Origin of the sequence: Bacteroides sp. AR29, assembly GCF_900217715.1 — a bacterium.
Lineage (GTDB): Bacteria > Bacteroidota > Bacteroidia > Bacteroidales > Bacteroidaceae > Bacteroides > Bacteroides uniformis.
Genome location: NZ_OBMS01000002.1, coordinates 222,159 through 245,367, shown reverse-complemented (window position 1 = coordinate 245,367; position 23,209 = coordinate 222,159). Strand labels below are relative to the sequence as shown.

General features: G+C 46.4%; 14 protein-coding genes. 7 read left to right on the top strand and 7 right to left on the bottom strand.

The annotated features are described in order from the left end of the window. Nucleotides 1-24: 24 nt before the first annotated feature. From CSD97_RS00815 to CSD97_RS00785, 7 genes are all read left to right on the top strand, one after another. Nucleotides 25-1,347 carry an MFS transporter gene (locus CSD97_RS00815; RefSeq protein WP_005824972.1) on the top strand — a complete coding sequence of 441 codons (1,323 nt, stop codon included), beginning with the start codon at nucleotides 25-27 and terminating at the stop codon, nucleotides 1,345-1,347. A gap of 48 nt (nucleotides 1,348-1,395) precedes the next feature. Further along, nucleotides 1,396-2,637: a DUF1343 domain-containing protein gene (locus CSD97_RS00810; protein WP_005834674.1), complete on the top strand. Its 1,242-nt coding sequence runs from the start codon at nucleotides 1,396-1,398 to the stop codon at nucleotides 2,635-2,637. 176 nt (nucleotides 2,638-2,813) lie between these two features. After that, a complete protein-coding gene (locus tag CSD97_RS00805; RefSeq protein WP_098031833.1) occupies nucleotides 2,814-5,774 on the top strand; it encodes an FAD-binding and (Fe-S)-binding domain-containing protein in 2,961 nt (986 codons plus the stop codon). Nucleotides 5,775-5,807: 33 nt separating this feature from the next. Beyond that, entirely contained in the window at nucleotides 5,808-6,992 is a 1,185-nt protein-coding gene (locus CSD97_RS00800; protein ID WP_008662773.1) for a heparan-alpha-glucosaminide N-acetyltransferase domain-containing protein, read from the top strand. 129 nt (nucleotides 6,993-7,121) lie between these two features. Next, nucleotides 7,122-7,961, top strand: coding sequence for a BadF/BadG/BcrA/BcrD ATPase family protein (locus CSD97_RS00795; protein WP_005824980.1), 840 nt, complete (start codon nucleotides 7,122-7,124; stop codon nucleotides 7,959-7,961). A 46-nt stretch (nucleotides 7,962-8,007) separates the two neighbouring features. After that, nucleotides 8,008-8,817, top strand: a complete 810-nt coding sequence (gene murQ / locus CSD97_RS00790) for an N-acetylmuramic acid 6-phosphate etherase (protein WP_005824981.1) — start codon at nucleotides 8,008-8,010, stop codon at nucleotides 8,815-8,817. A 28-nt stretch (nucleotides 8,818-8,845) separates the two neighbouring features. Next, on the top strand, nucleotides 8,846-10,741 hold the full coding sequence (locus tag CSD97_RS00785) for a serine hydrolase (protein WP_005824982.1): 1,896 nt from the start codon (nucleotides 8,846-8,848) through the stop codon (nucleotides 10,739-10,741). A gap of 144 nt (nucleotides 10,742-10,885) precedes the next feature. On the opposite strand, the gene CSD97_RS00780 is transcribed toward CSD97_RS00785, so the two are convergent. The 7 genes from CSD97_RS00780 to CSD97_RS00750 form a co-directional block, all read right to left on the bottom strand. Beyond that, nucleotides 10,886-11,530: an FKBP-type peptidyl-prolyl cis-trans isomerase gene (locus CSD97_RS00780; protein WP_005824983.1), complete on the bottom strand. Its 645-nt coding sequence runs from the start codon at nucleotides 11,528-11,530 to the stop codon at nucleotides 10,886-10,888. 68 nt (nucleotides 11,531-11,598) lie between these two features. Then, the gene (locus CSD97_RS00775; protein WP_005824984.1) at nucleotides 11,599-13,140 is read right to left on the bottom strand and encodes a glycine--tRNA ligase; all 1,542 of its coding nucleotides are present in this window, start codon (nucleotides 13,138-13,140) and stop codon (nucleotides 11,599-11,601) included. Between the two features lie 238 nt (nucleotides 13,141-13,378). Further along, nucleotides 13,379-15,715 carry a glycoside hydrolase family 3 C-terminal domain-containing protein gene (locus CSD97_RS00770; RefSeq protein ID WP_098031832.1) on the bottom strand — a complete coding sequence of 779 codons (2,337 nt, stop codon included), beginning with the start codon at nucleotides 15,713-15,715 and terminating at the stop codon, nucleotides 13,379-13,381. Between the two features lie 13 nt (nucleotides 15,716-15,728). Then, nucleotides 15,729-16,925, bottom strand: coding sequence for an esterase (locus CSD97_RS00765; protein WP_005824987.1), 1,197 nt, complete (start codon nucleotides 16,923-16,925; stop codon nucleotides 15,729-15,731). A 35-nt stretch (nucleotides 16,926-16,960) separates the two neighbouring features. Then, the gene (locus CSD97_RS00760) at nucleotides 16,961-18,502 is read right to left on the bottom strand and encodes a DUF1593 domain-containing protein (protein WP_005824988.1); all 1,542 of its coding nucleotides are present in this window, start codon (nucleotides 18,500-18,502) and stop codon (nucleotides 16,961-16,963) included. A 21-nt stretch (nucleotides 18,503-18,523) separates the two neighbouring features. Next, nucleotides 18,524-20,071, bottom strand: coding sequence for a RagB/SusD family nutrient uptake outer membrane protein (locus CSD97_RS00755; RefSeq protein WP_009037748.1), 1,548 nt, complete (start codon nucleotides 20,069-20,071; stop codon nucleotides 18,524-18,526). A 20-nt stretch (nucleotides 20,072-20,091) separates the two neighbouring features. Continuing rightward, the gene (locus CSD97_RS00750; protein WP_016272477.1) at nucleotides 20,092-23,148 is read right to left on the bottom strand and encodes a TonB-dependent receptor; all 3,057 of its coding nucleotides are present in this window, start codon (nucleotides 23,146-23,148) and stop codon (nucleotides 20,092-20,094) included. Nucleotides 23,149-23,209: the final 61 nt, after the last annotated feature.

Here is a 23,209-nt window from a genome sequence, read left to right as displayed (position 1 = left end):
AATAGAACACAATAAATCAATATCATGAACCATACAAAAAACATATCGCCATGGGCATGGGTACCCACCTTGTACTTTGCACAAGGCATTCCATATTTTATCGTAAACAACATCTCCGTGATGATGTTTACCAAAATGGGCGTACCGAACGGAGAAATGGCCTTGTTCACAAGCCTGCTCTATCTGCCATGGACTATCAAACCCTTCTGGAGCCCGTTTGTCGACATCATCAAGACCAAAAGATGGTGGACCCTTTCCATGCAGATTCTGATGTCTGTGGCATTCATCCTGCTGACGCTGTCCATTCCACGGCCGGACGAGGCGACTATGGCGGCCGGAACAACCCCCATCAGCATGTTCAGCATCACGCTGATGCTGTTCATCATCACGGCTTTTGCCTCTGCCACACACGACATTGCCGCCGACGGCTTCTACATGCTGGCACTGAAACAGAGTGACCAGGCAGCCTTCGTTGGCATCCGAAGCACGTTTTACCGGCTCGCCTCTATCTTCGGACAAGGCGTGCTCGTAGCCATTGCCGGCGCCATCGAACTGAGAACCGAAAACATTCCGCTGTCATGGACCATCACGATGCTGGTTACAGCCGTTCTGTTCAGCCTGGTGACGTTCTATCACCTCTTTGCAGTCCCCAAACCCACCTCAGATAAGTCAACACTGGCTGCCGATGCCGCCACTGCAGGAGCTATATTCAGAGAATTCGGACGAACATTCGCCACCTATTTTACCAAACCGGGCGCATTGCTGGCCATCGTGTTCATGTTGCTGTACCGCCTGCCTGAAGCATTCCTCATCAAAATGTGTATGCCTTTCCTGGTTGCCTCCAAAGAATCGGGAGGTCTGGAACTATCGACAGCAGAAGTAGGTATCGTATACGGCACCATCGGAGTCATATTCCTCACCCTGGGCGGTATCCTCGGAGGATTGTTCGCATCACGCATTGGCTTGAAAAAATCCATCTGGTGGATGGCAGGATGCATGACTCTGCCATGCCTGACGTTTGTCTATCTTGCCATTGCCCAGCCCGACAATCTGTTTGCTATCTCAACCGCCATCGCCATCGAGCAATTTGGCTACGGCTTCGGTTTCACGGCCTACATGCTCTACATGATGTACTTCTCCGAAGGTGAATTCAAAACATCCCACTATGCCATCTGTACCGCATTCATGGCACTAAGCATGATGATACCAGGTATGTTTGCGGGATATATCCAGGAGGCTATCGGATATACGGACTTCTTCTGGTTGGTAATGATATGCTGTTTCGCCACGGTTGTTGTCACCATTTTTGCAGACAGAAGGATAGACCCGGAATATGGAAAAAAATGATTAATGGTTAATGATTAATGTTTTGTGAGTAATATTTAGTGATTGGTTATGAAGAGGACTATTATTATATCCTTGCTCTGCCTCCTTTGCGGAGGTGCGATGCAAGCACAGAAGATCAGAATAAAGACCGGTATCGAGGTACTGAAAGAACAGAATTTCCGATGCCTGGAAGGTAAGCGTGTAGGATTGATTACCAACCCGACGGGGGTGGACAACCGGATGAGGTCCACCATTGACATCCTGCACGAGGCGCCCAACGTGAACCTTGTGGCACTCTACGGCCCCGAACACGGCGTGCGCGGCGATGTGCACGCAGGCGACCATGTGACGGACATCAAAGACGCGACTACCGGACTGCCCGTCTATTCGCTTTACGGAAAGACCCGCAAGGCCACGCCGGACATGCTGAAAGATGTGGATGTATTAGTGTATGATATCCAAGACATCGGTTGCCGTTCCTTTACCTACATCAGCACCATGGGACTGGCCATGGAAGCCGCTGCCGAAAACGGCAAGGAATTCATTGTGCTGGACCGGCCCAATCCCGTAGGCGGATTGAAGATTGAAGGCAACTTGGTTGAAGATGATTGCATTTCTTTTGTAAGCCAGTTTAAAATTCCGTACCTTTACGCCCTCACTTGCGGTGAGCTGGCACTGATGCTCAATGGCGAGAAGATGTTGAAGGATGGGGAACAATGTAATCTCCACATAGTGAAGATGAAAGGCTGGAAACGCAAGATGGATTATACCCAAACCGGACTGCAATGGGTTCCCTCCTCTCCACACATTCCACATCCTCATTCTGCATTCTTCTACCCCGTCAGCGGCATTCTGGGCGAACTAGGATATATGTCTATCGGCGTGGGGTATACCATTCCGTTCCAGATGTTTGCCGCACCATGGATGGAAGCGGAAAAGCTGGCCGGAAACCTGAACCGTCTGAACGTACCGGGGGTCATCTTCAGACCGATGTACCTAAAGCCGTTCTATAGTGTAGGCAAAGGCGAGTTGCTGCAAGGTGTGCAAGTGCACATCATGGATTTCGGCAAAGCACCGTTGAGCGACCTGCAATTCCTGGTCATGCAGGAAGTCGCCGCCCTCTATCCTGACCGTGCCGTGTTTGACCATGCCGACAAGGGACGTTTCAACATGTTCGACAAAGTAAGCGGTTCGCGGCAGATACGCGAGCGCTTCTCGAAACGGAACCGTTGGGAGGACATACGCGACTACTGGTATAAAGATGCCGAAGACTTCCGTAAGTTGTCGAAAAAGTATTATTTATATAAATAAATTTACAGATAAATAAGGAAGGGAAAAGAGCCTGATACGGAGACTATTTCAGTCGTATACAGAACCACATTCAGTCGTATACTTAAATATATTCAGTATACGACTGAATGTACCCCCTCGTAAGACACGTTTACAGAGCACTTTGAAGCGAAGTGATGCAATAAAAAAAAGTGAACATGAAAGAGCATAGTTACATGGCTTTCCTGCAGGAAGCAAAACAATTCATTCCGCAGGAAAGGATTTACACCGACGAACTTCGCCGGCTGGCTTGGGGTACGGATGCCGGTTTTTACCGACTGGTTCCCCAGATTGTAATCCGTTCGAAAGACGAAGATGAAGTTTCACAACTGTTGAAACTGGCGAGCCGCCACGGGCTGCCCGTCACCTTCCGAGCGGCAGGGACCAGTTTGTCGGGCCAAGCCATTAGTGACTCCATCCTCATCGTAGCCGGTAAGAATTGGGAAAAATACAGCATATCCGCCGACTACGAACAGATAACCCTCCAACCGGGCATCATCGGACAACGTGTGAACGAACTGTTGGCTCCCTACGGCCGTAAGTTTGCACCGGACCCCGCCTCGGTGAAAAGCGCCATGGTAGGCGGTATTGTCATGAACAATGCTTCCGGCATGAACTGCGGTACGCACGCCAATAGCGACAAGGTGCTTGTTTCCGCCCGTATCATCCTAATGGACGGTACCCTGCTGGATACCGGAAATCCCGTCAGCCGCGCCTCCTTCGAAGTGAGTCACCGTGACTTCATTCGCCGCATCTGCGAACTGCGCGATGAAATACGTACCAACGAAAAACTGGCCGAACGCATCCGTTACAAATATTCCATCAAAAATGTAACCGGGCTCAATCTGTTGCCCTTCGTCCGTTTCGACGACCCATTCGAAATCATTGCCCACCTCATGGTAGGTTCCGAAGGTACACTGGCGTTCCTTTCGGAAGTGACGATGAAGACTGAATATGATTATCCCTACAAGGCCAGCGCTATGCTCTACTTCAAGACCATCAAAGAAGCGAGCCGCGCTGTGGTAGCCATGAAGAAGCTGGTCGACGAAACCGGCGAATGGACAGTAAAAGGGGCTGAAATGCTAGACTATAAAAGCCTTTCTTCCGTCAACGACCCCGTATTCCTAAAATACAAAGGCGAAGTTGCCTCCTCTGCCCTCCCCGGCGTGGAGCCCGGCGACGAAACCGGGTTGACAGCAGTGCTGACCGAAACCAAAGCCCGTACCCCGGAAGAACTGCAACAGAACATATCTGCCATTGAAGCTTGCCTGCAAGCCTTCACCACCTATATTCCGGTACGCTTCACCGACCGTCCGGAGGAATATTCCAAATACTGGGCCATCCGTTCCGGCATCTTCCCCTCTGTGGGAGGTACGCGCCAGCCGGGAACCACTTGCCTCATCGAAGACATCGCCTTCCACATTGAAGACCTTCCGGAGGCAACGGCAGAACTGCAACAGCTCATAGCCCGCCACGGATATAATGACGCCTGCATCTACGGCCATGCTCTCGAAGGCAACTACCACTTCATCATCAACCAGTCCTTCAGTACCCAAGCGGAAGTGAAACGCTACGAAGACTTGATGAATGACATCAAGACCTTGGTAGTAGATAAATATGACGGTTCCCTAAAAGCCGAGCATGGCACGGGCCGGAATATGGCTCCCTTTGTCCGCCATGAATGGGGAGATGACGCCTACAAAGCCATGAAAGCCGTCAAAGAGCTGTTTGACCCACAAGGATTGCTAAACCCCGGTGTCATTTTCAATGATGACCCGCAATGCCATATCAAGAACTTCAAGCCGCTGCCTTTATTAGTGATGAGTGACAAGAGACAAGCTACGTCACTCGTAGCTGACAAATGCATCGAGTGCGGTTTCTGCGAAGTCAACTGTCTCTCCTGCGGCTTTACCCTTTCCTCGCGCCAGCGTATCGTGTTGCAGCGCGAAATATCCCGGCTGAAACAAAGCGGCGAGGACCCGACACGCCTTGCACTGCTCGAAAAACAATACCGCTATCCCGGCAACCAGACTTGTGCCGGAGACGGCCTCTGCTCCATGTCGTGCCCGATGGGTATCAATACGGGCGACCTTACCCATATAATCCGCCAGGAAGCATTACCCAAAGGCAGTCTGGGATACAAAGCCGGAGACTTTGTCGCCAATCATTTCGCTGGTGTCAAGAGTGCACTGCGTCCCGTATTGTCCTTAGCCAACTTCGGACATTCACTATTAGGGACAAAGGCGATGAGCGGCATTACCAAGGGGCTGCACAATGCATTAGGCATACCTCTATGGACGCCGGCTATGCCGAAAAGTTATCAGTTACAAGCTACGGAGTTACAAGCTACAAGCACTATGCAGCATAATAGCGCAGCACTTGTAGCTCGTAGCTCTGTAACTCGTAACTACAAAGTCGTCTACTTCCCCAGCTGCATCAACCAGACTATGGGTCTGGCAAAGAAGTCTCCCGTAGAGCAGCCATTGGTAAATAAAATGGTGTCCTTGTTGCAAAAAGCCGGTTACGAAATCATCTTCCCGAAAGATATGGACAAGCTTTGCTGTGGCACCATTTGGGAAAGTAAAGGGATGCTGGACATTGCCGATCGCAAGACAGCCGAACTGGAGGCCGCACTTTGGGAAGCCAGCGAACAAGGCAAATACCCCGTCCTCTGTGACCAAAGCCCTTGTCTGCACCGCATGCGCGAATGTATCAAGAAGATGAAACTGTATGAACCTGCAGAATTCATCTATACATTCTTACGTGAGAAGCTGATTTTCACACCTATTAACCGCCCCGTAGCAATCCACATCACCTGCTCCATGCGGAAAATGGGACTGGCAGATACCATTATAGCCCTTGCACGCCTTTGCTCCAGTAAAGTCATCGTGCCGGAAGAAGTAGGTTGCTGCGGTTTTGCCGGGGACCGGGGATTCACCTATCCTGAGCTGAACTCGTACGCCCTACGCAAACTCCGCCCGCAAATAGAAGCGTCCGGAGTGAATATAGGCTACTCTAACAGCCGTACTTGTGAAATCGGATTGACAACAAACTCAGGTATCCCCTATGTATCCATTGCCTATCTGGTAGACGAATGTACAAAGGCAGCTGATAATTAGGATTGATAATTAACTTAACACACAAATATTACAATGAACAGTACAAAAGTAAGTAAACGCATCCTTGCACTCGACATTCTCCGTGGTGTCACCATCGCAGGTATGATTATGGTAAACAACCCCGGTTCGTGGGGACATATCTATGCCCCCTTGCGGCATGCAGAGTGGAATGGTCTGACCCCCACCGACCTCGTCTTTCCCTTCTTCATGTTTATCATGGGAATTTCCACATACATTTCCCTGAAGAAATACAACTTCGAGTTCAGCCACGCCGCCGGCATGAAGATACTGAAACGCACCATCGTCATTTTCCTTATAGGCATGGCTATCGGCTGGTTCTCGCGTTTCTGCTATTACTGGGCCTCCGCTCCGGACGACCTCAGTTTCGGAGAGAAGCTATGGGCTTCCGTCTGGACATTCGACCGTATCCGTATTCTGGGTGTCATGCAACGGCTGGCCCTTTGCTACGGAGCAGCCTCCATCATTGCACTAACCATGAAGCATAAACATATACCTTATCTGATAGCCGGCCTATTGACAGGCTACTTCATACTGTTGATGTGCGGCAACGGTTTCGCCTATAATGAAACAAACATTCTTTCCGTGGTAGACCGTGCCATCCTGACCCCTGCACACATGTACAAGGATAACGGCATAGATCCCGAAGGTTTGTTAAGCACCATTCCTGCCATTGCACATGTGTTGCTGGGCTTCTGTGTAGGGCGGCTGATGCTGGATGGCAACAAGTCGGAAGACCGTGCCTCATTTCTCAATTCGCAGCTTATCACACTGTTGCTGGTAGGTGTTATCCTTACTTTCTCCGGTTTCCTGCTAAGCTACGGCTGCCCCATCAACAAGAAAATATGGTCTCCTACCTACGTACTCGTCACTTGCGGACTGGCATCCAGTTTTCTGGCATTGCTTATCTGGATTATTGATGTGAAAGGCTATAAGAAGTGGAGCATGTTTTTCGAGGCATTCGGTGTGAATCCGCTGTTCATGTATGTATTGGGCGGCGTACTTAGCATACTTTTCGGTAGTATCAGTTTCCCGTGGGGAAACAGCAGCATCAGCATACACGGATTCTTATACAATATAGTCCTCATGCCCGTTTTCGGTGAAACCGCCGGTTCCCTTGCCTTTGCCCTGCTGTTTATCGCCATTAACTGGTGTATCGGCTACCAGTTGTACAAACGAAAAATATATATCAAAATATAAGGATTAGGGGTTAGTGATTAAGGATTAGTGATTAATACGTTGCCTATAATTAAGAAACAGTATCACCTACCATTAATCACTAATCCTTAATCACTAACCCCTAATCCCTAATCATTAAACATTATTTATATGATTCTAATAGCAGACAGTGGCTCTACAAAGACCGATTGGTGTGTTGTAGAGAATGGAGTACTTCTCCAACAGATATTCACGAAAGGGACGAACCCTTTCTTTCAGTCGGAAGAGGAAATCAGTAATGAAATAGCAACAGCGCTATTACCTCAGCTGAAGACAAGTGAGCTGGATGCCGTATACTTTTATGGTGCAGGATGCGGATTTCCCGACAAGATAAGTATGGTGCACCGTGCCATAACCAAACACCTCAGTGTGAAAAATGAAGTGGAAGTCAATACCGATATGCTGGCTGCCGCACGTGGCCTCTGCGGACATGACTCAGGCATTGCCTGCATCATGGGGACCGGCTCCAACTCATGTTATTATGACGGAAAAAGCATTGTCACCAATGTATCTCCTCTGGGATTCATCTTGGGAGACGAAGGCAGCGGAGCCTGCTTGGGCAAACTGTTGGTAGGCGATATCTTGAAAAATCAGATGACACCCGAGCTGAAAGAGAAATTCCTCAAACAGTTCGACCTGACACCTGCTGATATCATCGACCGTGTCTACCGTAAACCTTTCCCCAACCGTTTCCTGGCAAGCTTGTCACCATTTCTTGCACAGAATCTGGGTGAACCTTGTGTACGCGCTCTGGTACTGAACAGCTTTAAGGCATTCCTTAAACGCAATGTCATGCAATATGAAGACTATCAGCATCAAAAAGTACATTTCATCGGTTCCGTAGCCTTCTATTACAAGGAAGTTCTGGCAGAAGCTGCCAAAGAAATGGGTATCCAACTGGGTGCAATCATCAAGAGCCCCATGGAAGGACTCATCAAATATCACAACTGAAAGTGACAAATCGTAAATAGTAAATCGTCAAATAGTAAATAGCCTTATGTTCGTAAAAATCTCAGAGCAACCATCGCTCTACAATGACTTGGAAAAGAAATCAGTCCGTGAAATTCTGGAAGACATCAATACCGAAGACCAGAAAGTGGCGCTTGCCGTACAGAGGGCAATCCCTCAAATAGAAAAGTTGGTAACCCAGATTGTGCCCCGCATGAAACAAGGCGGACGCATCTTCTACATGGGTGCGGGTACCAGTGGACGTCTGGGCGTACTCGACGCTTCGGAAATTCCACCGACTTTCGGTATGCCCCCCACGCTGGTTATCGGCTTGATTGCCGGTGGTGACACTGCATTGAGAAATCCGGTAGAGAATGCCGAAGATGACATTCACCGCGGTTGGGAAGAGTTGACGGAACGCAATATTACAGATAAGGATACGGTCATCGGTATTGCTGCATCCGGTACCACCCCCTACGTGATTGGTGCCATGCACGAGGCACGCGAACACGGCATACTGACCGGCTGTATCACCAGCAACCCGGACTCTCCAATGGCAGCAGAGGCAGATGTAGCCATCGAAATGATTGTAGGGCCTGAATATGTGACGGGAAGCTCACGCATGAAATCGGGAACAGGACAGAAAATGATACTGAATATGATTACTACTTCCGTCATGATACAGTTGGGACGCGTGAAAGGCAACAAAATGGTGAATATGCAGCTCAGTAACAAAAAGCTTGTGGACCGTGGTACCCGTATGATTGTAGAGGAACTCGGACTGGACTATGGCAAAGCCAAGGCGCTGCTGTTGATGCACGGTTCGGTGAAAAAGGCAGTGGATGCGTACCGGATTTAGCTATTACTCACTCTTAAATTCCTTTATTATGAAAGCAATATATTTTTTTCTCTTTTCTCTTTGTCTGCAAGCTGCCACCGCGCAACCCTTGCAACGCGTAGCCCCTGAACAAGTGGGAATGGACTCACGCAAGTTGATGTATGCTGACGAAGCGATTGAAACAGCCATCTCCAACAAGGATATTCCCGGTGCCGTACTTGCTGTAGTACGTAACGGCAAGATGGCCTATCTGAAAGCTTACGGCAACAAGCGTATTTATCCCAATGTGGAGCCTATGACTGCCAATACTATCTTTGATATGGCATCTTGCAGCAAATCCATGTCGACCGCCGTATGTACGATGATACTGGCAGAACGCGGCAAGCTCCGTATGCTGGACCCCGTCAGCCTCTACATACCCCATTTCAAGAATTGGGAAAGCGAAGACGGCAAAGAGAAAAAGGTAATCCGCATTGCCGATTTGATGACACACACTTCCGGTCTTCCTCCCTATGCACCGGTAGCCGAGCTAGAAAAGCAGTACGGTTCTCCCAATCCTGATGGGCTTATGGAATATATTGCTACTTGTAAACGCGACTTCAAGCCGCAGACTGATTTTCAATACAGTTGCCTCAACTTCATCACTTTGCAGCACATTATCGAGACTATAAGCGGACAGAGCCTGCGTGACTTTGCACGTGAAAACCTATTTGATGTACTCGGCATGGAGCATACCGACTATCTGCCTTGCCAACGTGATAAGGATGGTAACTGGATTACGATAGTTGACAAAGGAACGAGAAAACAAGGACACAAGGAAAACAACGTAGCCAATTCTCAATTTTCAATTCGCAATTCTCAATTGAATAACATTGCCCCCACTGAAAAGCAACCTAATGGACAAGTTCTCTGCGGACAAGTTCATGACCCGCTGGCACGTGTCATGAACGGAGGTATCAGCGGTAATGCAGGAGTATTCTCTTGTGCTGATGATATTGCCATACTCTGCGCAGCCCTGCAAAACGGAGGTGAATGGAACGGACGCCGCATCCTGAGTCCGCTGGGTGTAAAAGCCATGCGTACTGTGCCACGCACTACCGCCAGTCTGGGACGCACTCTCGGTTGGGATAATTTTACAGCCTATGCCTCCAACAATGGAGATTTGTTTGGTCCTAATACCTATGGGCATACCGGCTACACGGGTACCTCCATCATTATCGATCCGGACAATGACACTTCCGTCATACTCCTTATCAACGCCGTACATCCGGAAGACGGACACAGCGTAGTTCGCCTGCGTTCATTGGTTGCCAACGCTGTGGCGGCTTCCATCTACCCCATTCCGCGTATTTATACAGACCATTACTACAAACGTTTCCTACAGTTTATGGATGAGCCTGCCATTACAAGCAAGGACATCGTCATGCTTGGCAATAGCCTGACTGAAGGTGGCGGTGACTGGTCTGCCCGTCTTGGTAAGAAGAATGTACGTAATCGCGGCATCATCGGTGATGAAGTGATGGGTATCTATGACCGCCTGCATCAGATACTTCCCGGACATCCCGCCAAGCTGTTCCTGCTTATCGGAGTCAATGACATTTCCCATGACTTGGCACCAGACAGTATTGTAGACATGATTCGCATGACGGTGGAACGCATCCGGAAAGAATCTCCCGACACAAAACTCTACCTACAAAGCCTACTCCCTTTCAATGAAAGTTTCGGCCGATACAAAAAACTGACTGGAAAGACAGATATGGTTCCTGAAATCAACTCCCGTCTGGAGGCGTTTGCCAAAGAGGAAGGCATTGCCTATATCAATCTTTTTCCACTATTTACAGAGAAGGGAACAAATGTACTACGCAGTGAGTTGACCGGCGACGGACTGCATTTGAATGAGGATGGATACAAAATCTGGGTAAAGGCCATTAAGAAGAAAATATAAAACGAACCAGTCTCCGAACGTCTGCCACACTACCAACAGGCTAAAGAAGACATCTCTCCATTAACTAGATTCCCCCTGCCATAGACATCTATAGCAGGGGGAATTCTTATATTCGGGGCGTTTCGGCACACACCCTCTTTTATCTCATTCGGCAAAGCTAACCAGTTGCAAGTCAAACGTCAACAGAGAGCCTCCGGGGATTGTATTTGTAGAATAAGGAGCAGTATAATCATTTATACCATATCCGCTTTGATAAGGGATATACAACATCCACCGCTCACCCATCCGCATAAGCTGCAAGGCAGCTGCCCAACCGGCAACGACACCCGAAACTTCAAAATCCACGAATGAATCAAAAACCGTAGGTTCTTTTACCGGAGGAATAGGTATATCGCGGTCAATAGCACTATAACCGTCAAAGCAACCGTCGAATTCTTCGCCATTCACATAAGTCCCATAATAATAAGCATTCACCTTTGAATGATAACCCGTATACAACGGGCGTTCACCCGTCTCATTCTTCACAAGCTTCTTGCAATAGACATACTGAGCACCTTCAGAAGTGCTTGCAGTCGTCTGTATGGCATACAGTTTCCCGAGTTCCATAGCATCGGCCTGCTCTGCTGTGGCGACATAATTCTCGCCAGTCAGCCTTTTTATCGAGTCAACAAAAGCCTCGCCGCGTTCTCTCCAATTATCATACTTTCCAGCCTCTTCCACTTCTTCACAAGAGATAAAAGCACCCACCAGCAACAGCAAGAAAGGCAAAAACAAAAGGGACTTTTTCATTTACTATTTTACTATTTTACTATTTACTATTTCAGTTTGTTCACGCACCGGTCTATTCCATAACCGCTTTATTGCAAGGTTTTCAGCAACGATGTGATGCTTACACGGTCTGCAATAATATTATTCAGTTCAGAGATAGCCACGCGCTCTTGCTGCATGGTGTCACGATTACGCAGTGTCACACAGTTATCTTCCAAAGTCTGATGATCCACGGTGACACAGTACGGAGTACCAATGGCATCCTGGCGGCGGTAACGCTTACCAATAGAATCTTTCTCATCATACTGACAATGGAAGTGGAACTTCAGATTGTCAATGATTTCGCGCGCTTTTTCGGGCAGACCATCTTTCTTTACCAACGGCATTACGGCCAGTTTCACCGGTGCCAGTGCAGCAGGCAACTTCAAGACAACACGGGATTCACCGCTATCCAACGTCTCTTCACAGTAGGAAGCCGACATGATGCTAAGGAACATGCGGTCTACACCGATACTAGTCTCGATGACATACGGGGTATAGCTTTCGTTGGTTTCCGGATCGAAATACTTGATGTTCTTGCCGGAGAACTTCTCATGCTGGGACAAGTCGAAATTTGTACGGCTGTGAATACCCTCTACTTCCTTGAAACCGAAAGGCATCAAGAACTCAATGTCTGTAGCAGCATTAGCGTAGTGGGCCAGTTTGTCGTGGTCGTGATAACGGTAATGGTCATCACCGAAGCCCAGCGCCTTGTGCCATTTCAGGCGAGTAGCCTTCCAACTCTTGAACCAGTCAAGCTCTGTACCCGGCTTCACAAAGAACTGCATTTCCATCTGCTCGAACTCGCGCATACGGAAGATGAACTGGCGGGCTACAATTTCGTTACGGAAAGCCTTACCAATCTGGGCGATACCGAAAGGAATCTTCATGCGACCGGTTTTCTGTACATTAAGGTAATTTACGAAGATACCTTGTGCCGTTTCCGGGCGAAGGTATATCTTCATGGCACCATCGGCGGTAGAGCCCATTTCAGTTGAGAACATCAGATTGAACTGGCGTACCTCTGTCCAGTTCTTTGTGCCACTGATAGGGCAAACGATTTCTTCGTCAAGGATAATCTGACGGAGTTCGTCCAGATTATTATCGTTCAAAGCCTTGGAAAAACGTTCATGCAAGGCATCACGTTTGGCCTGGTGTTCCAGCACACGACCGTTGGTACTGCGGAACTGAGCCTCATCGAAAGCCTCACCAAAACGCTTGGCAGCTTTGGCCACTTCTTTGTTTATCTTGTCATCGTACTTAGCAAGCTGGTCCTCTATCAACACATCGGCACGATAACGTTTCTTGGAATCGCGGTTGTCAATCAAAGGGTCATTGAAAGCATCTACGTGTCCGCTGGCTTTCCAGATGGTGGGGTGCATAAAGATTGCTGAGTCGATACCGACAATATTTTCGTGCAGCAGCACCATACTCTGCCACCAGTATTGCTTGATGTTATTTTTCAGTTCCACACCCATCTGACCATAGTCATACACAGCTCCCAGTCCATCATAAATCTCGCTGGAAGGGAACACAAAACCATATTCCTTACAGTGTGATACGAGTTTCTTAAAAACGTCTTCTTGTGCCATTTTCTGTTGTATCTAAATTAATTTGAATCTTATTTTCAGCTAAAAAGCGCCACAAAGATAGGGATTTATATCGTAAGTAGGACACGGAGGGTATTAATTTATCTTATTACCAAATAAAAGAAGAAGCTACCTCATAACTCCGAGGCAGCTTCTTTCCCAATTTTACCCAATTACAATTAATTTACCTAAGCACTACAAATCAACCTAATCACAACCAAGAATAATATTATACTCACCTTCAGCGTTTTATCGTATTAACAGTCTCTTGTGGTTTCAATATGTCATTTGTTTTTTCCACAACTGATACCACATCAACATCAAGTACAGCCTTAATATCCTTGGAAGAGGTTCCAATCAAAAACTTATAATTTCCAGCATCCACTACCCATGAAGAAGAAGCTTCATCATAAGAAGCCAAATCCGTAGTGTTCAGTTTCAAAGTGGCAGTAACAGTCTCACCTGGCCTCAATTCCTTAGTTTTGGTAAAAGCTTTAAGTTCTTTTTCCGGTTTGTTCATCTGAAACCTATTGGGAGCGGAGACATAAAGCTGAACAACCTCTTTCCCTGCAAACTTACCAACATTCTTCACATCAATAGAAACAGAATATATACCATTATCAACTTTGACAGACGGATTGACATACTCGAATGTTGTATACGAAAGACCATAGCCGAAAGGATAAGACACTTGCTTTCCGAAACTATCGAAATAGCGATAACCGACAAAAATATCTTCTTCATAATCCGTATAGTCTACATTCTTCACTGAAGAGCTTTTGTCCTCCTTATTCCTCACATCTGTATTAGCCCTAGCATCCATAGGAAAATTGGTCGAAGAAGCAACGTCCATCAACTTGTTCGGGAAAGTCATTGTCAACTTACCCGATGGAGATACCTTACCGCTCAACACATCCGTCACACTATTTCCACCCTCCTGTCCTGCCTGCCAAGCCAGCAAAATAGCATCCGGTAGTTTTTTCCAAGAAGCTGTTTCAATTACACCTCCGATATTCAATACCACCACCACTTTCTTCCCAGCAGCATGGAAAGCTTGGCTGACGGACTTCAGCAGTTGCAATTCTTCCTCACTCAGTTCAAAATCACTGACATTACGGTCTACAAATTCACCGGAAGCACGTCCCAGCGTAACCAATGCAACATCCGCTTTAGCAACTTGTTCTGACAACACCTTTGTAGTAGGGATAAGTTCTGTCGGGCGAGGTACCGGCATAAATCTGGAGAAAGGCTGAGACGAGTCAGGAGTATTTTTCTTATTCTCGGCCTCAATATACTGTTCATAATCGGCCTTCAATGCTTCATCTATCTGGTATCCAGCATTCTTCAAACCATCCAATAATGAGACTGTATAGGCACGATTCACATTACCTGAGCCGGTACCTCCTGCTATGAAATCATAGGAAGTACACCCGAAAAGAGCTATATTTCTGACCTTCCTTTCAAATGGCAAGGTTTCGTTATTATTCTTCAACAAAACCATTCCTTCAGTCGCTGACTGGCGGGTAACTGCTGCGTGCGCCTTCAAATCAGGTTTATTGGAATATTTGTATTCTTTAAAATGAGGAGTTTGGAGAATAAGTTCAAGAACACGCTTCACATTACGATTCAGTATGGATTCATCCAATTTTCCGGATTTCACCCCTTCGATAATCATATCATACTGGTTAGCCCTTCCCGGTTGGAGCATATCATTACCTGCTATCATCTGAGCCACGGCATCCTTCCCTCCAAACCAGTCAGTTACCACCATACCCTCGAAATTCCACTCATCACGCAATAAAGTGGACAGCAAGTCTGTATTCTCAGAAGCATAGGTGCCATTAATATGATTGTAAGAGGACATTACTGTCCATGGTGCCGATTCCTTCACTGCAATTTCGAACCCCTTCAAATAGATTTCCCGTAAGGCACGAGGAGTGATACGAGCATCATTAGCATTCCGATTGGTTTCCTGGTTGTTAACAGCAAAATGTTTGATGGAAGTTCCCACTCCGTTGCTCTGTATCCCTCTAACATATGCAGCAGCTATCTTGCCAGACACCAACGGGTCTTCGGAATAATATTCAAAATTACGCCCGCACAAAGGATTCCGATGGATATTCAAAGCAGGAGCCAGTAAAACATCCGCACCATATTCCAACACTTCATTACCAATTGATTTTCCAACTTCCTCTACCAAATCCTGATTCCAAGTAGAAGCAAGTAACGTACCGATAGGAAAATGTGTACAATAATAAGTAGCAGAATCCCCTTCGCGGATAGGATCTATACGTAAACCTGCAGGTCCATCAGCCAACACAATGGCAGGAATTCCCAAACGGGGTATCGGATAAGTAGTACCTGCTGCACCGGGAACCAACTTCTTTGTAGTGCCAATCACCGTACTGTCACCCGAAGTACCCACCATTCCGGTACCGATAACCAAATGTGCCTTTTCTTCCAAAGTCATGGCACCAATAACATCCTCAACAGAATCTTTACCCAATTGAGGAGCCGCAGGGCCACAAGCGCTCAACACGCCTGCAGCCAACAGCAAATAAAACAGTTGTTTTTTCATAGCCTAGTCAGATTTATTTAAACAACTTGGGAGCAAATACAGAGAGATAAATACGCCAGCAGGTCCATACATGTCCACCAGGAGTTTCCATAAACTCATATTTATATCCTTTTTTATCCAAATCAGCGCGATAAGCTGCATTGTTTCTATAAAGAAAATCGTCTTTACCGATACCCAACCAGTAAAGTTTGGGAGCCTTATCAAACTGAACAGCTAACTTTTTATCCATATCCTGATAAACCGGACTATTTTTCTGACCTGCACTCTGGACATTAAGGGCCGCAGAGAATAAACCTACATAGTCGAACATATCAGGATAGTTCAAAGAAATATTGGCAGAATGAAAACCACCCATTGAAAGCCCCGCAATAGCACGATGAGCTTTGTCCGCTTGTACACGATAATTACTTTCTACAAACGTGATAATCTCAGGGAAATAGGCTTCAAAAGCACCGTCCATGGTTCCATTCTTCATATGGTAAGGTTTATAGTATCCCAGACTACTCTCACCAGGTGCAGCCTCCATGGCAGCATGCCCATTGGGCATCACAACAATCATCGGTTCAGCCTTGCCTTGTGCAATCAAATTATCGAGAATCTGTGCAGCACGTCCAAAAGTTGTCCACTCATCTTCATCCCCTCCCATACCATGCAATAAATAGAGTACCGGATACTTCCTATCACCGGATTGTTCATAACCTGCCGGCGTGTAGATATTGATACGGCGATCCATTTTCATACCATCAGAGTGATACCAACGATGGGCCAATGTTCCATGAGGAACTTTATTTACCTTATATAAATCTGCCTTACCATTCCCTACAATAAACACATTGCTTGTGGTAGCAAAGTCACGATAGACATAAACATTGTTAGGGTCTATAGTCGGCACACCATCTACCATGAATTCATAGCTATAAAGTTCTGAATCCAACGGCTTGGTAGTATAGGTCCAAATTCCTTCTGAATTCTTTGTCATGTCTATCAAACCTGCTCCCACCATACCTCCAATGTGTTGTCCCTCCGCCTTTTCGGCAAAGTCACCGGCAATCTGCACCTTTTGGGCATCAGGAGCCTTAAAGTTAAAAGTCACTGTGTTATCTTTGTTCACAATTGCAGACTCGAGGTCTTGCGCTACAAACAAATTCTGCTGGGCAGACATTTGCAGTCCACAGGCTGCCATAAATGCGGCCAATATAATCTTTTTCATTTCAGTTCTTCAAATTAAAGTTCATTGATTCAAGTTCATTCTGCCACTGTAATAATCAGACGATGATAGCGGTTCATCTGTGGCGTACCGTTATCCGTAGCTTCCAAAATCAAGTGGATGGTATCACCGGGGTTGGCATCAGCCGGAACAGTAAAAGTTGTATTTGCAGAAGCAGGGTCATCTACCGCTACTTTGCCCCGATATGTACCGGCTGACACATATTGCCACCATTTAATGGTAAGGGCATCCTTATCCGGATCGGTTACAGTGTATTTAAGTTTCAGCTTCTCACCCGGCTTGGCACTCATGGCAAGCGCCCCTTTTATCACCGGTTCATGATTTGCGTCGGCATAGTTTGGAGTGACCGACCATTTAAAACGGGCAGCCAATCCATTCATTACCGGAGCAGTGAAGTCGGGCAAAGGATAGTGCTCGGCTCTATACTTTATCTGTTCCATGCGCGGAAGATTCTTCACCGAATCGGGAAGGACGGTTCTTCCACCGCACCATCCCCCATAAGTGGGGTCTTCGTGACCACGCAGGCCGTTACCTATCAAATTCAGGAAACAGTAAGTGTCGCCTTCAGCCAGATAGGACCCTTTCGGCTGGATTCCGGTCCAAACCACATAGCCTTGCTTTTTCAATTCATCAACCGTATAACCCGACAAACCGAAGAAATCGAACTTATCACCTTTCACCATCTGCTTACCGTCTCCCCAGACCCGATACATCTCGCCGAAAGGACCTTTACTGCGGATGTTCTCCTGCATCCATTCCGGAGAGTAGAAAATCTGATTTTCCTTGGAGGCTCTTAACTGTGCATTATAAGCCAGGCCGACTGTCATGCCCCCCATCTCCATTTGTCTGAGTTCCGGCCAGAAAGGTCGGATATACCGTGCATACGTATCATCCTGATCACCCGAAAGGGAAAGGACCACTTTTCCTATTATCTTCTCACGGATGCCTTTCCAGGCATCGGTATGCTCATAAATATCCTGAATGGACTTCAAGGCACGGGCGATGGTGCTGCCACCTCCCCAAGCATTGATGAATACCGGATCCGTACAATCATCGAGCAATACAGCTTTAATCAGCTCCGACCCCGGAGTGTCCTTGGAAATATCACCGTCGAACTCGATATTACCGATACGCACTTTAGACTTCAGGTATTCGGGAGTCGGATAAGACGAGTCGTGCACTTTCAGATTGGGATATACTTTCTCATAAGCTTCCACAGCATCGTCAATGAAACGTTCATCCGGATCCCAACGCCAACTTTCCATCGGTCCGTAGTCTATGCCATTACGGGAATATTCACGTCCCGGCACATACCACTTCGTGCCGTGCCCGTCACCTTTCCAATGGAACTGGCTGCTGGCATAAATCAAGCCTTCCACACGGAAATCCGTACTGAAAAGCAGGAAACGTATCAAAGAGTTCAGGTCATCAAGTTCCGGGTCACAAGTAATGATGACACGCGGTTTTGACGATTTTTCACCGGGCGTCTGCTGTCCGCTCATGCAAACCGGCATCACAGCCATAAGGCCTGATAGGAATAAGCATTTTAATTTATTCATAAACTAAGTTTTATTGATTAATTACCAACCCGGGTTCTGGGTCATATTCTTATTGACATTCATTTCAGTGGCAGGGAACGGAAGCAGTTCATGCTTACCACTCTTGAAGCCGGCAGAAGCATTTTTCTGCTCATCCCAGCTTACACGGCCGTCTTTGTAAAGAGCCGGTCTTTCCTGCCCTCTCTTGGCAAGTACCGTAGCAGCATCACCCCACCGAATCAAATCCTGGTAACGGCAGCCTTCCATCCAAAGCTCCAGACGCTTCTCCTTCTTGATATCATCCATAGAAACGTTGCCCAATGCAGGCAACTGGGCACGGTCACGCACTTTATTCACATATCCGGCAGCCTTACTTGCATTTCCGGACTGAAGACTCGCTTCAGCAGCAAGCAGCAGAACCTCGGCATAACGCATGGCACGGGTATTGTTAGGACAACGCAACCACCAATAGTTGATGACATCTGCTTCATAAACACGGTATTTCCAGCTGAAGTAACCGGCATTGTCCGGCATATAAGCTATGGCATTGCTCAATGAGATACCCATATCCTCCATTTGCCGGTATGTCTTGATAGAGGCATTCAACCGATAAGTATCTCCCATTTCGACAAACGCATCGTAGCTTTCCTTCGTCGGATTAAAAAATCCCCAGCCTCCATGAGAATAGATTTGAGTAGGCTCATTGAATGCAAGCATGTCTCCACGCCAATGCACATATACCCAAATCATGTTACTCATAATGCCGGTAACATTGTTGGCGTCGTAAACATAATTACTTTCAAACAGACTTTCACAATTCGCCTCGCCTTTGGTAGTCTGGATATTCTCATAATCACTGTAAAGGTCGTACTTCCCGCTATTGATTACCTCATCCAAAACTGTAACAGCAGCACCATAATTCTTCTGGAATACGTATGCCTTGCCCAACAAGGCTTGTGCAAATTGTTTGGTGATACGATAGGTAAAGTTGTCCAAGCTTGTCTTTTCCTCCAAATTGCCACTGTTGACAGCTTCGGTCAAATCTTGGTTCACCAATGCCCAAAGCGCCTCTGTATTACCATTTGCCTGGGAATATTCGTTTGCTTTCAACGGATGGTCCACCAACGGCGGAGTTCCCCAAAGACTGATCAATTCGATGTAGGACATCGCACGGAAAACCTTTGCCTCTGCACGTGCACGAAGCTTAACCTCAGAATCATCGCCTACATACTGCAAAACAATGTTGGCGGCATAAATCACTTTATAAAGATTCGTATACAACGTTTTAATATGGGAAAAATCAGAGTCGAACGTATAGGTCGACAGCAACTGCGCACTGGCAGCCGTCCAGCTTTCCCCTGCCGAATAGCAATCGTCAGAAAGAAGATTCTTCAGCCAGAACGCAGGCTCATAGGTGTCCTTCCAATTGCTATAGCAGGCTATAATGGCTTCTTCCGCATCGGCATCCGTTTTATAGAAATTTTCGAAAGTGCTTACCCCATGCTGCGAAATATCCAGATTGTCCTCACAAGAGGAAAAGAAAGTGCAGCCGGCAAGTAACAGACTTGATAAAATATATTTTGCTTTCATATTTCGTATTGAATTAAAGATTAAAATACTACGTTAAGACCGAGCACGACTTTCTTGCTGGACGGATAAGAGCCCATATCCAAACCCATCGCATTGCCTGTACTCGTAAATTCAGGATCAAATCCGGGATATTTGGTAAATGTGAAGAAGTCGTCTAAAGAACAATACAAACGAAGGTTACTCAAACCCACCTGCTTCAACAAATTCTTAGGCAGGTTATAGCCCAACTGTATCTGCTTGATTTTAAAATATGAGCCGTCGAATACAAATTTGGAGCTCTTTAAATACTTATCATAATTGCTGGGATTGGAACGGGCATATTTTGCATTGTCTCCCACAGCAATCCACCGTCCGTCATAGAATTCCTTCAAGGTATTCGCTTTCATACGGGAAGTACGGTTATAGCCGGCAAACACATCATTGCCATGAGAACCGGAACCAAAGATTGTCAGGTCAAGGCCTTTCCAGGCAGCTGTCAAAGTAATACCATAAGTAAAGTCGGGAATGGCAGAACCGATCTCTGTCTGGTCGGCATCTCCAATAATGTCATCATCATTCTTGTCTTTGAACATTGGGTCACCCGTTTGCGGATCAATACCCGTGCACTCATAACCGCGCATGTACCAAATGGGATGTCCTTCTTCAAAATAATTCATAGTGCCGATACCTGCACTTGTTGTACTGGCAATACGCTCCAATGTTTCATGAAGATAAGTTACTTTATTCTTCAAAGTAGCGATGTTAGCTTTTACACTATAACTGAAATCTTTGATATGATCACGCCATGAGAGTTCAAACTCAAATCCGCTGTTCTTGACATTTCCCGCATTCATAGGTGAAGTAGTGTTACCCACAATCAAAGAAGGAGTAATACCGGTTACAATCAAGTCTTTGGTTTTCTTCTCATAATAGTCAAATCCGAAGCTCAAACGGTCATTCAGCATCCGGAGGTCGATACCCAAGTCTATCTGTTCGGAAGTTTCCCACTTCAAATCATAGTTACCGGTTGCAGATGGCAACGAACCTGTTTCATAAGACACATCACCTGACATCGGATAATTGATTCCAGACAAAATCGTAGCATCATACATATAGTCTGCCAAACCGGCGATACTACCATTCTGTCCCCAGCTTGCACGCAACTTCAAATGAGAGATTGACTTGAGGTTTTCCATAAATTTCTCGTTGGAAAGTACCCAGCCGACAGACACAGCCGGGAAATAGCCCCAACGTTTCTGCAAAGGAAGGATAGACAAGTCGGCTGCATCCGCACGAAGGGTGAATTGGGCAAAATACTTGCCTGCATAGTCATAAGATGCCCGGCCAAAGTAAGAAAGATTGGCATACCTCCGCTTCTCTCCACCACTTACCGTACGAGTGGCAGTACCGGTCCGAAAAGCAAAATAGGCATAATTGGGATCCAACTTGGTAATACCCAAATCAACCTTGTCGCCGGAACGGCTACCATTGATTCCTCCCGTCACTCCAAAGGAAGTATTGGAAGAATAGGACATACCAAGCATCACGTTTACATTGTGCTTATCTGCAAATGTCTTGGTATAGTTGGCAAAGTTTTCCCATTGCCAGTACGTGGTGTTGGAGCTTGTCGCACTTACCGATACATAGTCCTGATAAAGGTCAGAGCAAGTAATGTTAGGCATAACATAGCCGTAGGAATTGCTGTAAGTATAACGGTATCCCAAACGTGAAGTGATGACCAACTCTTTGATCGGAGTAAAATCCAGATAAGTGGAACCGCTGAATACAAAACCATCCCTTTTCGTTGTGCCACGGTCACGCATGATATACGGATTGATATTATTGGAGTCGCCATAAGGGGAAATGGAATAATAATCACCATTGGCATTCTGAAGCAGAGTATGTCCCTGATTCATATAGTTAATCATAGTGTCGGGCAGTTTGTCCGGTGCATAGGTGACCGGCGTCAGAGGGTCAAGCTGAATGGCAGACAGCATCAGAGAACCGGTTGCCGAACCTTCGCTTACAGACTGTACATGATAACGGGAAAATGAATTGTTTGTCGTGAACTTCAACCAATCCTTTATTTTATAATCTGCATTGACAGTGCCGGTAATGCGGTCAAAAACATCCTTATTGCCAACAATGGGACCATTATTACTTAAATAAGAGAGTGAGGCGAATAATGAGCCATTATCATTGGCACCTTGGAAATTGACATTGTGACGCTGCATCATGGATGATTCAAATGTCTCTTCTATCCAATCGGTATTTGTCTTTCCATCCCAATACCTATCTATTGTTTCTCTGGGAATAAGATTACCTTCAGTCATATAATTGACATATTCCTGAGCATTCAGAATATCAGGAGTACGACCTAAAGACTGGGAGGACAACTGGAAATCATAAGAAATACGACGAACTCCTTTTTTTGCCTTCCGGGTGGTAATCAAGACAACACCATTACCGGCCTGGGCACCATAGATAGCAGCAGAAGCAGCATCCTTCAACACCTCCATACTCTCAATATCATTCGGATCGAGGTTACTGATGTCTTTCGTACGCAAACCATCGACCACATACAAAGGATCTGAACTGGCATTACTGCTATATCCACGGATACGAATGGCGGGATTCGAACCAGGAGCCGCAGATGCAGAAATAATTTGCACACCGGCTGTTTTACCCTGCAGGGCCTGCTCAGCATTGGTTATGGTACGATTTTCAAAATCTTCTGCTTTTACGGAAGAAATCGCCCCTGTTACGGAACTTTTCTTCTGTACACCATATCCTACAACAACCACTTCATCCAAAGTCTTGCTATCTTCCTTCAGTATAATATTCATAGTACCTGCAACGGCTTTCTTTTCCTGGGTCACATACCCGATATACGAAAAGACAATAGTGGAACCCTCGCTCGCTGATAAGGTATAATTGCCATCCAAATCAGTTATAACACCATTTGTCGTTCCTTTTTCCAATACACTTACACCAATCATCGGTTCATTAAGTTCATCGGTGATTCTGCCAGATACACTTACATGTTTCTGTGCAAAAACAGATGTCATACCTACCAAAAGGAACAGCACCAAGACCATTAACCTTTTCTGTTTAATTTGTCTTACAATCGTTTTCATTTATTATTATTTTGGGTTAACA